This window comes from Aggregatimonas sangjinii (assembly GCF_005943945.1).
GTDB classification, from domain to species: domain Bacteria; phylum Bacteroidota; class Bacteroidia; order Flavobacteriales; family Flavobacteriaceae; genus Pelagihabitans; species Pelagihabitans sangjinii.
The window spans coordinates 1,195,849-1,210,211 of record NZ_CP040710.1 but is presented as its reverse complement, the minus strand read 5'-3'; the positions used below and the strand labels follow the sequence as shown (position 1 = coordinate 1,210,211).

The window sequence follows — 14,363 nt, the reverse complement described above, 5'->3', positions numbered from 1 at the left end:
TGAATACGCTCCAAAAGCTGACAAAAGTCATATTTTTCGCTAGGAAATCGTTCTAATTTTACTTCATGCCTTACAATTAAAGTAGATGAAAAAAATACTTATACCTACGGACTTTTCTGAAAATGCATGGAACGCCATCCGATATGCAATCGAACTCTTTAAAAATGAAGAGTGTGTTTTTCATGTCTTGAACACCTACACCCCAGCTATTGCGAGCAGTCGTTTTATGGCGGCGTCTATTGATGGTGCAACACTTGAAAATGGGGCGCGATCGCGTTCAGAAGGAGGTCTCAAAAAAGTGATTGATCGTATCGCGCAACTTTATACCAATCCCAGGCACCGTTTTAAAACCAGCTCTTCATTTAGTTTTTTGGTGGACGAGATCAAAGTAATGGTCGAAGAGCTAGACATTGATCTAGTTGTTACCGGAACCAAAGGCGCTTCAGGACTCGAAGAAGTATTCATGGGAAGCAATACGGTACGTATCATCAAATCGATACAGAATTGCCCGGTTTTGGCGGTTCCCCAGTATTTTAAATTTATCACACCGAACGAGATCGCATTCGCGACAAATTTTAATCGGTTTTATACGAAATCAGAGCTACGCCCTCTACGAGAAATGGCCAAGAGCTTTAATGCGACCATTCGGATCGTTCATGTTCAAAATGAAATAAAAGCACTAACGGAACTGCAGCAATTCAATCTTAGCATGCTACGAAAATATCTTGAAGATGTGGAATATTTTGTGCATACCGTTTCAGAATTGAACTCTATATCAAAAACGCTCGAAGTCTTTACGGAGGAACTTGATATACATTTACTCGCTATGCTCAACTACCAGCACAGCTTTCTGGAAAAAATTTCACGTGAGCCTGTCATTAAAAGAGTCGCTTTCCATACACAGGTACCCTTATTGGTCATTCAAGAATCCGGTATGCAATCGGGACCTCAGAACAAAAATGAAAAGCTAGCCGAGATTTCTAGTTGACCCGATTTCCGATAGGATGGTCTTCGTAAAAATCATCAAAAGTCTTATCGGTTGTGTAATTGTCCGTCAAAACTTTATAAACCATAAATACCACGGCTACTTGTCCTAAGACCGTTACATAAAACACCCAATTAAAAGGGAAGTTCATAGAGACCATTATCGTCACCGTGACCAAAAGTATGGTGGTCAAGGCCACCCAGAACATCGCTGAATTTCGCATTTTCTTTTAAAGGTAGTAAAAGCCGTTTGGTAGAGCTGTTAAACGAAACCTAATTAACTCCTAACTCTCTAAGGTTATGGCCTTCGTATAGCTGGCGACCACGGAAATCATTTATCTAATGCTCGGCTATCGGGAATGTATGGGCGACAAAATATGTTGGCAAAAACGATTCCGACCGTTATTGCTCTCTTTAACTACCGACCGATTTCCTTAATTTTCTAAAGACCAAACCGTCTGCTCTATTCCAGAGAAACTATAAAACACGATTTTCCGTTCGTTTCCGTAGCGCTTTAAATGACGTGATGATTGGGAAAGATAAGATGACCCGTAATAAAACTCTTGCATACGTTCTTCCCCATTTGGTAAAGTAATTTTTGCTTTCGCTGTATTTGATGGTATGGTTATAAAGTCTGCGTCCTTGGGGTTTTTGAAGGCATATGCGCTAACAGTACTTGAATTTCTTCCAAAGACGAAAATATTGCTATCCTTCGATCGTAATGAAATAGCCCCTCGCACTTCTCCATCAAGATATAATCCGCTATCAGCTACACCTATCGTGTGGAATGTGCCGTCACCATCCCCCATCAAAACCAATCCTCGCGAGGCATCATATCTACCTATACCCACGGCCGTACCTAGGTCATTCCCGGTCAAGATTGCATCCAAATTACCATCATTATCCAAGTCGTCGATAAGAATGCCGTATATCGGTGCGATTTGGGCTTGCTGAGGTAAACTTTTTAATTCGAACGTTCCATCGCCTTGATTGAGGAGCAAGGAAGAAGCAAATTGAAAGGCTTTAGCCGTATAGGCGCTGCTCCTTTCCTGCGATGTTAAAATGTCCGACAATGTCGCTCGGGCATAGCTGGCATAATCCGGAAATGTTTTGCGCATCGCGGGAATCTGTTTAATAAGGTCATCCCTGGAATGGATGGGATACTCGAGACTATCATTAAAGATAGTGATCAATGGGTCGATGCTTCCGTTTTTATCATAGTCGAGGGCATAGACGGTCATAGGCCTTTCAGAAGACGCCCGATACCTGGAATTCAAGCCGCGATTTCCCAAAATATAATCCATATCCCCATCGTTGTCGAAATCTCCGCCATTAATACTGTTCCACCATCCCGAGGTGAATTTCAGGCCGGTCTTTTCCGAGCTATTGACTAATTTTCCATCTTTGTTTTCAAAGAATTGTATCGCCATAAACTCGCCAACTAAAATAAGATCGGTATCATCATCGTTGTCAAAATCCGTCCACAGCGCATCGGTGACCATTCCCGCTTTTCGTAAAGAAGGGGCCAATTTTGTGGTTGCATCGATGAATTTCCCGTTTTCGTTAATCAGTAGATAACTATCCGGGGGCAAGGGATATTTTAAAGCACTTAGCCTACCACCAATAAAAAGATCTAAATCGCCATCCTTATCGAAATCAGATGCCCTTACACATGAACCACTCGCTCGCATTCGCGGAAGCGCACCGGCGTTCAAAACGAAATTCCCTTTACCATCATTGCTATACAGCCGATCTTGATAATATTCCGATCCGGGATAGAATTCATTGCTTCCGCTTACGACGTAAAGGTCATTATCCCCGTCGCCATCGGCATCAAAAAGCAAAGCACCGGTATCCTCTTCATATTTCTCCTTTTCATTTTCTATTAATGGTTTTCGGTTGAATTTCCCGGTCTTTGTACCAAAGAAAAGCTGCCCGCTTCGGTTATAGGCCCCACCTATAAAAAAATCTTCATACCCATCACCATTTATATCCCCTGCGGCCAGTCCGGGCCCTTGGTTCGATTGTTTGTGAGGAAGTAAAAATTGCCTGCCGAAATCATTGTAAACCGGCTCGGTATGCTTAAATTTTAGTCGTACGGAATCGGTTATTTCCGTCAAAAATCGATTTATTCGATTTCCATTTCGTGTCAAAAATCCACTTTCGGTTTCCTCTTTGGTAATGGTCAACAACCGATTGCTTCTCGGACTGTCGATTTTGCTCAAAAATCCATCGGGCCATTTGACCAGAATGCTATCAACGACTTCTTTATCGCCTAGACCAAAATGTAGGGTATAGTCTACAGATGACTGATAGCCTCTCGTCGGTGCTTGCCTAATGGTTTGTTTTCGGTCTTTTTGAAATAGAAAGACCTGGGCTCCCAAGGCCATAGTATTATATGAATCTTGAACAAGTCTTATTTTCAAGAAATTGTTTTCCTCAAATGTATTCGAACGGTTTTCATAAATGAATGCCGTTTCGTTAATATTGTTGGTTACCATATCCAAATCGCCATCGTTATCCAAATCAGCATAAGCGGCGCCGTTCGATAGAGAGGGCTGATTCATCCCCCATTGGTCTGAGTAGTTCTCAAATTTCAACTGGGACCCATTCTTAAATATAAAATTGGTCAGCTTGATGGAAGGCATATCCTTTGCTCTTTGCTTCAAAATATAATCCAGGCTATCCGGCGGAACACTATTCGCTAACGAACTTGTATAATTGATAAAGTCTAGATCAGTGATATCCCGCAAATATCCATTGGATATAAAGAGGTCTTTTAGACCGTCATTATCAAAATCCGCAAATAGCGGAGCCCAGCTCCAATCGGTGGCTTCGACGCCCATTAGTTGGCCAACCTCGGAAAAGGAATAGCTGCCGTCCGCTTTTTCCCCATTGTTTAGTTGTAGCGTATTACGCATGTATTGCGGTATGTACCCTTGCTCTAGGGTGTATTCGAAGAGGTCGTAGTTCAGGGGGCCGGACATTTTTTTTTCGTGAAAATTATCCCGCGGTAGCATATCGGCGGTCACCATATCCGTCAGCCCATCGTTATTGAAGTCGGCTAAATCGTTACCCATACTGAAATGACTTACATGATTTAAGTACCGCTTCGAACTTTCGGTGAAACTACCATCCTGATTATTGATATAGAGGTAGTCATTGGCCATAAAATCGTTCGTGACGAAGATGTCGTCCCAACCGTCATTGTTGATATCGGCCGTGCCGACACCTAGCCCCATACCATCGAAGCGTATACCTGCTTGCAAGCTAACATCGGTAAATGTGAGTTGGCCCGTTTCGGATTCATTGTTTTTATACAAACGGTCATTTGCGGGACCACTCCCGTCGGCAATCAGCGGTCTTACGTTGTTCGGGTCCCGTACCGCGTTCGTATGGTTTAGCAAATACATATCCAAGTCACCATCCTTATCATAATCCAAAAAGGCTGCTTGAGTCGAATAACTTGTGTCGGCAAGCCCCAAGACGGCCGCCTGTTCCTCAAATTTTAGATTTCCTTGGTTGATGTAAAACAAATTGCTACGCCGCTCCGAAGAATGATTTCCTGACCGATTCACATAGATATCCAAAAGCCCGTCATGATTGATATCGACCATGGTGGCCCCGGTAGACCAACCCTGGATTGTAATGCCCGCGGTACTGCTGATATCCTTAAAACCCAAATTTCCTTGGTTTAGATAGAGACGGTCGTCTACCATGTTTCCCGAAAAGAAGATATCGGGCAAACTGTCGTTGTTAATATCCCCCACAGCAACCCCCCCACCATTATAAACGTAAAAAAAGTCGACCATATTAAAGCTCCCATTCTCAACAATAGCGTTGTTGAAATCGACCCCGGTTTCTTGAACGGAAAGTAATCTGAAACGTGTAATAGTATCGTCTGCTGCACCCGTCTCTTTACGACAGGAAAGAAACTGAATCGAAATACAACTGACGAGAAAAAAAATTAATAGGCGATACATCGGCAACAATTGATACGGCTTGATGAATATACTATGCACAAAATGAAAAACCTGTCAAAATTGACAGGTTTTTCACTTACTTACAAAAAACTAACTCAAACTATTTAACTTAATACAACGGATTTTGCGTAACGTTAGGATTTCCGAGCACTTCGTTCAACGGAATTGGTAAAACGTAGTCTCGCGGAGATAGCGTACGGTCTACATCATAGGTATCGATAAATTCCTGTATATATTCCCCCAAGTAATCAGGAGAGCCCCCAAACGTACTTTTTCGTTTCAACTCGGGATAGATTTCACATTCAAAACCGAATTCCAACACTCTCTCATTAACAATGGCATCGCGTAATTCGTCTTGACTCAATCCGGACAATGCAGGGAGACCGGCACGCTCTCGAACCGTATTTATACCGAAATATGCATCACCACTACCACTTTCATTGGCAGCTTCACTATGCCCCAAAAGTACATCCGCCAATCTCAGATAAACCGTATTCTTCTCGGAAAGGGTGGCGTTCGAAATACCTACTTCCGTATACTTTGCAGACCAAGCGGCGGAAAAAACCAAATCGTCAGGATTGTCCGGATCTGCGTCTGCCGAGACCATTCCGCCGAAACGGCTCAGGTTATATGGCGCATCGGCGCTCCAAGTTACCGTGGGCAATTCCCCATCGGATTTTTCGCCGATACGAGTAGTCGTATATTCTGTAATAAAGGTTCCGGGAATGCGTCTATCCGTAGGGTCGAATTTGGCTCTGTAGGCCTGGGTGGCATTCAACCAATGCCATCCAACCCCGCCTTGATCATTCGGAAGGTCACCGGGAATAAAATGCTGGTGGGCATTTTGCGCCTCGTTTGCATTGGCCCCACCGGACACCTGCGCCTCGAAAATTCTTGGACCGGTATTTTCCGTTGCGACGGCGAAAGTATCCTCAAAATTTTCAAACAAGGTGAGACCACTCTCATTTACAATGGTTTCAGCGACTGTTCTGGCCTCGTTCCAATTTTCAGCTTGGAGATGTCCTTTGACCAAAAGTGCCATAGCCGCCCACTTGGTCGCCCTTCCAACATTGGAAGCATCATAAGATTCCGGAAGTAACTCGGCAGCCATAGATAGATCCGAAATTATCAAATCTAGCGAGACCTGCTTTCCATTTTCGTTTGAAGGAAGATCTTGGTCACTTTCTGTTCGCGTTGTGGTCACGGGAATATCATCAAAATAACGTACTAGGTTGTAGTAATAAAAAGCCCTTAAGAACATAGCTTCTGCTTTGACACGGTCAACCAGCGCTTGATTGGGCACACCTTCTTCCTTCAATTCATCGGCCTTTTGGATAACCGAATTGGCACGATTGATATGATCATAGGAAATGGTCCAATACGCGTTGATATAATCGTCACCGGGATTCACGTTTCCGTTCTGAAAATCCAAAGGGCCCTTTTCCCAGCCAACTTGATAACCTACACGGCTTTCAAATACGTAACGATTATAAAAATGGTTGAACCACTGTGTACCGAATCCGATACCATCATAAACCGCGTTTACACCGAGCTCAAGTTGTTCTGCGGTATTAAAAAAATTGTCCTGTGTGGTGAAATCAGGATTTTCCTCAAGATCGGAGCATCCTAAAGCTAGGAAAAACACCAAACTGCATAAGGTGATTAAAGATTTAAAATTAATTGTTTTCATAACTTTTTTTATTAAAGATATTAAAATTCTAGATTCACTCCTAAAGTCAATGTTCTCGCTCTAGGATAAGCATCGTAATCATCGCCACGGTTGAGATTTCCCTGCCCGCTGTTATTTACCTCGGGATCAAATCCGCTGTAATCGGTTATCGTCAGAAGATTTTGTCCACTTACAAAAATTCGTGCGCTGCTTAAAAAATTTATGTTGCGCAATGTATAGCCCAAAGCAATATTCTGAAGTCTTATAAATGTACCGTCCTCAATGAAATAATCAGAGTCACGGTACGAGTTGGCAAAATCGCGGTTGCCATTAATTACGGGTCTCGAAGCGCCCGTATTACTAGGTGTCCAGGAATCGCTTAAAATAGTGCTGATTTGGTTGATTTTCTGTACACCATCACCAATTTCCGAAGCTTGAAGATTCCGGATTTCAAAATCGTGAACACCTCTGAAAAAGATACTCATGTCAAAATTCTTGTAGGTTATCGATGAATTAAGCCCCCATGTAAAACCCGGATTGGGATCACCGATAATGACGTAATCGTCAGGTGTTATATCTCCATCTCCGTTAACATCCCGATATCTCGGATATCCCGGTAAATCACCTGACCTGGATGGATTGTTGTCGATTTCTTCCTGTGTTTGAAATATACCGATATAATCAAATCCTCTCCAGACACCAATGGGATTGCCTGCTTCTACCCAACTGCCATCAATTCCCAAGTGCCCGCTTGGACTATCAGCAAAGAAGGGTGTGCTGCTTCCGAGATCGGTCAATTCGTTTCGAAGTATGGAAAAATTACCTGCAATGTTCCACTTGAAATTTTCACCGTCGATGACGAACCCGTCCAAGCTAACTTCAAAACCTTTGTTCTCAAGTGATCCGGAATTTTTGAGTATGGAGCTAAAGCCTAAACTACTGGGCAACGATACATCCAATAACAAGTCTTCAGTCAAATTATAAAAGTAATCCAACGTCAAATTCATACGACTATTGAAAAACGACATATCGAGGCCGATATTGGTCATCGTAGTCGATTCCCATTTCAAATCGGAATTCTGTAAGCGTTGATCGGCCAAACCTAAAACGAGATTATCGCCTACTACATAATTGAATTCCGTCAAATTCGCCAAAGAGTTGTATACGGGTATTTCAGAGTTTCCCGTAAGACCCCAGCTACCCCGTAATTTAATATTGTTGATGACATCGGTCAACCCTGAATCCTTGAAAAAACCTTCGTTAGAAATACGCCAACCCAATGCTACGGAAGGGAAGTTGGCCCATTTGTTCTCGCTACCAAAGCGCGAGGAACCATCACGACGGAAAGTTACCGTAGCCAAATAGCGATTATCGTATATGTAATTTACCCTTCCCAAGATTGAGGCAAGCGTCCATTCGTTTCGACCTGAGGTAGGCGATTGAATATCCGGACCTCCTTGCAAGGTGGCTTGATCTACGGTGGCCGCGGTAATGCCCCTTGTCGTTGTTTGAGTAAAACGGCGAACCTCATTTTGATAAGTGTACCCCGCAACTACATCCACAAAATGCTTGTCGATTTCCTTATTGTAGGACAGAATATTTTCGTTCAGGATGTTGAAAAGACTGGTACTGGCCAAAGTCAATTCTCCCGAATTATCCCTACCTAGGCGAGTGTTCTCTACAGGAAAAAAACTGGTTCTACTGATGTTGAAAACATCCGCGCCCAAGCTGGTCTTGAACTTTAGCCCTTCCATTAAGTTAAATGTAAAGCCAGTGTTGCCAAGCACACGGTTAGTGATGTCTTGATCGGTCACGAACTCAAGTTCCTGTAACGGATTGATGGCAAAGCGCCCGTCGTAGGAAGCCAAGGCATATTGTCCGTCTGCATCACGCACCGGAACCGTAGGGTCTAGACCCAATGCCGTAATAATGATACCCCCTGGACCACCCCTGTCGGTCGGCGCGTTGTTCGAAATAGCTCTATTAAAGGCCCAACTTGAGCTAATATTGAGAAAGTCTTTCAAGGCTGTATTGTCAACATTTAAACGAATCCCATACCGTGTGAAATCGGTATTCTTAATAATTCCTTCATTTTCGAAATAATTACCCGATACCGCGTATCTTGTCGATTCGTTTCCTCCTGAAAAGGTAAGTTGATGATTTTGAATAGCTCCCACGCGGGTGACCTCATTAAACCAATTGGTTCCTTCTCCAAACGCATCTATTTCGGCCTGTGAATAAATCGGCGCACCGCCTTGACTCACTTCAAGTGTATTCAAATAAGTGGCAAATTCACTACCATTGAGCACATCGACGGTATTGGCTACAGATTGGGTCGAATAAGAAGCTTCATAATTTATTTTGGAAAGGCCTGCCTTACCTCTCTTGGTCGTTACCAAAACCACACCATTCGAACCCCTTGAACCATATATGGCGGTCGCCGATGCGTCTTTAAGTACTTCTATTGACTCAATATCGTTAGGGTTTATCGATGCCAGCACGTTGGAGGATTGCCTATTCCCTCCTGCACTAAAATTGTTATTGTTGGGATAGATAGGGAAACCATCTATAACGTACAAAGGTTCACTACCACTATTTACGGAGTTAGACCCACGTATACGCACGGAAACCCCACCCCCCGGGGCGGCAGAGGTCTGTACAACTTGAACGCCAGGCGCACGTGCTTGAATGGCTTGGTCAACAGATGTAACGGGAAGTTCTTTTACGGCATCCCCATCAATGGAAGAGACCGATCCGGTAAGATCACTTTTCTTGACCGTACCGTAGCCCACTATGACGACCTCGTCTAGCGCTTCTGATTGGGGTTCCATAATCACATCTATTACAGCGCGACCATTGATATTCACCTCTTGCGTGGCAAATCCCAAAGATGAAAACGTAAGAATAGTGATGTCTTCGGGAACGCTAAGTTCATAGTTGCCGTCAAAATCGGTTATGGCTCCGGTAGTACCCGCCACCACATTTACTCCTGGTAACGGGCTGTTCGTATCCGCATCGGTCACGGTTCCCGAAATGTTGGATTGCGCTTGAACCACAAGGGCCCAAAAAAATAAGATTAAAGCTAAATTTCTTTTGTAAGGGGATGCTGAAAATCTGTTCATAAGTAGTGATTGAGCTAGTTGTGAGAAAATAGGTTTAAGTTTTCGGGGAAACTTTGATGCACCTTTGGGTAAAAAGTCCATATCAATATTAGCGATATCCGATGGGAGGAAAATGGACAATGCTATTTAATATATGGACAAAACTATTATATTTATTGCGAATAGTTCAATACAACAGTTTTTTCTTGTCTATTTCTAAATTCCGGAGCGGTTAAATTGCCATTTCGTCAAAATAAGCATGAAGCGACCAATCTTCGGAGATGGCTACCTCCAATGAGCACACCTCTTAATTATGCTGTTGGCGCCTGTATGTTCTTGGTGGAACTCCTATATATTTCTTAAATGTTCTTGAGAAATACAAAGGGTCTTGAAAGCTCATTTTATAACTTATTTCTTTCACGCTCAAATCGGTATACTTAAGGTATTCACAAGCTTTCTGGACCTTTTTTAGATTGAAGAAGTGAATCAGCGAGTATCCCGTTCTTTTCTTAAAAATATTAAAGAGATAGGAAGAGGAATAATTAAAGTGTTTTGCGATATCCTCGGTCTTAAAAGACTTGTCGAGATTATCGTTTAAAAATTGAATTATCATATCGACTAGACTGTTGCGGTTATCAGTTTGTACATTTTGGTCAATTTCGCAGTAAACGAATGAACTGACGAAATTGAGTCCTAAAATGTTCGCGAACTCTAGTTGCGTCGATGTATATTCGCTTTGCAACATGCGAAATATTTGATCGAATAAAAGTAGTCGTTCGTTCTCGAAAGGCAGCGTACCGGATATTCGCTTCTGACGGGAATACCGCTTGTACAATCTCTTGGCTCCCTCACCGCCAAAGTGTAGCCAGTAAATACTCCAAGGGTCGTGTTTGTTCGCCCGATAAGAATGTGAAGTGTTCTTAGGGATAATATAGAAAGAATTGGGCACCACCTGAATACTCGCCCCATCTATTCTCATAATCCCACTTCCTTCAATACAGTAGATAAAAATGTACTCCGGGGCCCCGTTTTTACGTATTCGAAAGTGATTAAGGGCTTTGGGGTAGAATCCCATATCGGTAATGTAAAATGAGCGAGTAAGTTGATTCCCGGCAAGTCTTTTTTTGATGGTATTCGGTAATACGATCATTTTTTGACCCAAAAATCCTTGCTCTAGTAGTGGTGAATCGCTCATAGTTTCTTCATTGATTACGCTAAACGGTTTTTCAGGAGTAAGAATTTATCAAGATGTGTAGCACGTTGAAATTAAAGATAGCAAAAAAGTAGTATTCTCCATATTTAAGTTAAAGCCATCTATATTAAAAGAATTAGAAATTAATACTTCTGACCCTATAATTTGCCATACAATTAATCTTCATCGTCTCTCATGACGTTATTGGGATTCGTTAGAAAATAAGTAGACTACCCCGTTACCAGTAGTGATTTTTATTCAACCTTATTAGATTTGGCCGGTATTCCCCTAAAATCGCAACGGCATGTAGACCGAGTACGTCTAAAACCAATATTGGAAAGAAAAGCTAGAGCCCCCATCTGGCCCCGTACCACTATGGAAATCAAGGTATTAAACTTGTTCCTATAATCCATAAAGACGCGTGCCCTTTTGGTGATGATGATGATTCCCTGTTTTCTAAATCAATAGGTAATCCTTGTTTCTCTCCATTTAGTTGGTCTCGAGCGAAAAGCGTACAGCGCTAGAAACAAAGCTAATTTCTGCACGAAACATATAGCCCTCAAATTTCCTTATTTACCTGATTTTTTAGCTAATATTCACTTAAGTCATAAAAAAAATTGAAAAAGCTAAGACCATTGTAGGTCAATTGCAATCTTCGCCGAGAGCTGTCCATTAAACGCACATTACTATTCTTTCCGAATAGGTAAATTCTATTCTTTGAGACAAGTGGTCATCTACACGAATAAATAAGTACGGCATTATGAAATCACTTACGATAGCCAAAGGCATTATCAAGGCCATAGGCTTCTTTCTGACCATTGCGGTTCTACTCGTTATTCTCTATAAAGTACAATCACTAATATTATATCTGCTTGCTGCAGGGGTATTGGCCTTATTGGGCAGACCAATGGTCAACTTCTTTGTGACCAGACTCAAAGTATCGAAGACCCTCGCGGCGTTGATAACCGTATTTTTCATTTTTTTGCTTTTGGTCGGACTGGTTATCCTATTTGTGCCGATGTTGACGGAGCAGGGCAAAAATCTGGCTCTTGTGGACTATCACAACATTCAACTGGAACTAGATAAACTATATGCAAAATTTTCGGAATATCTGGGCACTTCAAAGGATACTATAAAAGATTTGATGGCAGATAGCGAAATTGAGCAGAATGTGTCCAAGGAGTTTGCCACCGCTGCCGTACCCACGCTTTTTGATGCTCTTCTTAAATTATCGACCGAACTAAGCGTAGGGCTATTTTCCATCATTTTCATGACTTTTTTCATGCTGAAGGACAAGAGTTCATTTCAACAGTTCATACTAGCGATGATGCCCGAAAAACATTTGGAACGAACCCTAAATTCAATTGACAAAATCAAAAATCTCCTTTCGCGATATTTTCTGGGGCTGCTGGTTCAGATAGCCATTCTTTTCGTTATTTATTCGGCTACGCTCTTGCTAGTAGGAACTGAAAATGCTTTGATCGTAGCTTTTTTTTGTGCATTATTCAATATTTTACCCTATATCGGACCTTTAATCGGCGCTGCCTTGATGATTGTACTGACGATAACTTCCCATATCAATATGGATTTTTCACAAGATATTCTACTACTTGTCGGTTACGTACTGATTGGTGTCACCATCGGTCAATTACTCGACAATTTTGTCTCCCAACCTTTTATCTATTCCAATAGCGTGAAATCCCATCCCATGGAAATTTTTGTCATTATCATTGCAATAGGCCTGATTTTCGGGATACCGGGAATGATTATAGCCGTTCCGGGATATGCCGTCATTAAAGTCATAGTGAAGGAGTTCTTTCGCTACAATAGGTTTGTTAGATTTTGGACCAAGGGAATATAGCCAATTTGAGCATTTTGGGACTATTATTGTCAAAAAGTGACATCATTGCATAGACAACTTGCGATGAAGTCAGCGAATTATTCGATTGAGAAATGGCATTCGGGTAATTTGTTCTATTTTTCCAGAATAATCGACATCAACAGCAATCTCTAATTAAGGAAAGTCATTTTCATGAAGTAGGGTAATTTTCATTATGGCGGGAGGCGCTTAAATGTAAAATGATGTTTGACCAATTCTAATTTTTGAGTTTCACTTTCTTTAAACCAATGCAACTTGAGCATACGCAATTTGTATTATGAAAAGTCCTTACCACTTGCATCCAGTGAAGAAGTCATCGCATTCTAATATGAAATCATGAACGCTCTCGAGATTTTCATTTTTATCCTCAACGCGATTTTTTGCGTTCCTACGTTGGCCTCGATTACGAGGTTCGATTATTGGTGGGTACGGGGATTCGATTTCCCCAGGGTCCAGATCTCGATTTTGATACTAATCAACATTTGCTTGGCTATAGCCGTATATGAATTTAGTAGTCCTTGGAGTATTTTCATGTTAGGATTGCTTGTCTTCAGCCTTGCATATCAGTTCATCAAAATATACCCGTATACCCCAGTAGCACCTAAACAGGTACAAAGTTATGTCGGCGAGGCTAATTCGAATCATATCGCATTGCTGGTAAGCAATGTACTGATGAGCAATAGCGACTACGATAAATTGATTCAACTTACGAAAAGGCGAAATCCAGATGTGTTGTTGACATTGGAATCGAATGCGCAATGGGAAAATGCCCTAAGCTGTCTTGAATCGCAATACGAATATCAAGTAAAAGTTCCGAAGGATAATCGCTATGGTATGCATCTGTACTCTAAATATCCGCTAGAAGATATGAGGGTTGAATATTTGGTAGCGGATGACATACCCTCCATTCATGGGAAAATTATACTATCGGATGGTAAAAAAATCGGTCTTCATTGTCTTCATCCAAGACCACCGAGCCCAAGTGAAAGCAGCACGTCAACAAATAGGGATGCCGAATTACTACTGGTCGGCCGGGAATTGAAACGTGAAGATGATAGTATTCTTGTATTCGGCGACCTGAACGATGTAGCTTGGTCGAGAACCACGCGGTTATTTCTAAAAATAAGTGGTCTGCTCGATCCTAGAAGGGGCCGAGGATTCTTCAATACCTTTAATGCCAATCATAGATTTTTTAGATGGCCCTTAGACCATATTTTTCACACTAAGGATTTTACCCTTATGGAAATTTCAAGGGAAGCGCACATAGGATCAGATCATTTTCCCATGTATACTAAACTCAATTACACTCCTGTGGCCAAATCGGAACAAAATGGTTTAAAGGCCAGCGACGAAGAAGAAGATTGGGCTGAAAAAAAGATAGAAAAGGCAGATCCGAACAAGAACGAAATCTAGAGAAGGTACTAGCTCGACCTAATCCGTATTATAGCCTGATGGCATCATAAGCAACTATTTCTTAGTGCTTTTATGCCAAATATTTCGTTTATCTGCGGGGACGAACGAACCAGAATTGCTTTTGGTGTATTTATTTCGTTTA

The 14,363-nt window shown here is 41.9% G+C and carries 8 protein-coding genes; 3 read left to right on the top strand and 5 right to left on the bottom strand.

Annotated features, from left to right (window positions below; translation table 11 throughout):
• Positions 1-85 precede the first annotated feature (85 nt).
• A complete protein-coding gene (locus FGM00_RS05025; RefSeq protein ID WP_138851856.1) occupies positions 86-988 on the top strand; it encodes a universal stress protein in 903 nt (300 codons plus the stop codon).
• On the opposite strand, the gene FGM00_RS05020 is transcribed toward FGM00_RS05025, so the two are convergent.
• The 5 genes from FGM00_RS05020 to FGM00_RS05000 form a co-directional block, all read right to left on the bottom strand.
• Positions 981-1,208 (bottom strand): hypothetical protein, encoded by a 228-nt coding sequence (locus FGM00_RS05020; protein WP_138851855.1) that lies wholly within the window; start codon positions 1,206-1,208, stop codon positions 981-983. The genes FGM00_RS05025 and FGM00_RS05020 overlap by 8 nt on opposite strands.
• Before the next feature lie 210 nt (positions 1,209-1,418).
• Entirely contained in the window at positions 1,419-4,967 is a 3,549-nt protein-coding gene (locus tag FGM00_RS05015) for a VCBS repeat-containing protein (RefSeq protein WP_138851854.1), read from the bottom strand.
• 109 nt (positions 4,968-5,076) lie between these two features.
• On the bottom strand, positions 5,077-6,657 hold the full coding sequence (locus FGM00_RS05010; RefSeq protein WP_138851853.1) for a RagB/SusD family nutrient uptake outer membrane protein: 1,581 nt from the start codon (positions 6,655-6,657) through the stop codon (positions 5,077-5,079).
• A 20-nt stretch (positions 6,658-6,677) separates the two neighbouring features.
• The gene (locus FGM00_RS05005; RefSeq protein WP_236262918.1) at positions 6,678-9,758 is read right to left on the bottom strand and encodes a SusC/RagA family TonB-linked outer membrane protein; all 3,081 of its coding nucleotides are present in this window, start codon (positions 9,756-9,758) and stop codon (positions 6,678-6,680) included.
• A 286-nt stretch (positions 9,759-10,044) separates the two neighbouring features.
• Positions 10,045-10,932, bottom strand: coding sequence for an AraC family transcriptional regulator (locus FGM00_RS05000; RefSeq protein WP_138851852.1), 888 nt, complete (start codon positions 10,930-10,932; stop codon positions 10,045-10,047).
• 757 nt (positions 10,933-11,689) lie between these two features.
• Here FGM00_RS05000 and FGM00_RS04995 point away from each other — a divergent pair.
• Positions 11,690-12,790 (top strand): AI-2E family transporter, encoded by a 1,101-nt coding sequence (locus FGM00_RS04995; RefSeq protein WP_138851851.1) that lies wholly within the window; start codon positions 11,690-11,692, stop codon positions 12,788-12,790.
• Between the two features lie 504 nt (positions 12,791-13,294).
• A complete protein-coding gene (locus tag FGM00_RS04990; protein ID WP_236262917.1) occupies positions 13,295-14,221 on the top strand; it encodes an endonuclease/exonuclease/phosphatase family protein in 927 nt (308 codons plus the stop codon).
• Positions 14,222-14,363: the final 142 nt, after the last annotated feature.

What these genes read in the sequence shown, in the direction of transcription:
- FGM00_RS05025 (WP_138851856.1), top strand. Translation starts at nt 86, where the DNA reads ATGAAAAAAATACTTATACCTACGGACTTTTCTGAAAATGCATGGAAC.
- FGM00_RS05020 (WP_138851855.1), bottom strand. Translation starts at nt 1,208, where the DNA reads ATGCGAAATTCAGCGATGTTCTGGGTGGCCTTGACCACCATACTTTTG.
- FGM00_RS05015 (WP_138851854.1), bottom strand. Translation starts at nt 4,967, where the DNA reads ATGTATCGCCTATTAATTTTTTTTCTCGTCAGTTGTATTTCGATTCAG.
- FGM00_RS05010 (WP_138851853.1), bottom strand. Translation starts at nt 6,657, where the DNA reads ATGAAAACAATTAATTTTAAATCTTTAATCACCTTATGCAGTTTGGTG.
- FGM00_RS05005 (WP_236262918.1), bottom strand. Translation starts at nt 9,758, where the DNA reads ATGAACAGATTTTCAGCATCCCCTTACAAAAGAAATTTAGCTTTAATC.
- FGM00_RS05000 (WP_138851852.1), bottom strand. Translation starts at nt 10,932, where the DNA reads ATGAGCGATTCACCACTACTAGAGCAAGGATTTTTGGGTCAAAAAATG.
- FGM00_RS04995 (WP_138851851.1), top strand. Translation starts at nt 11,690, where the DNA reads ATGAAATCACTTACGATAGCCAAAGGCATTATCAAGGCCATAGGCTTC.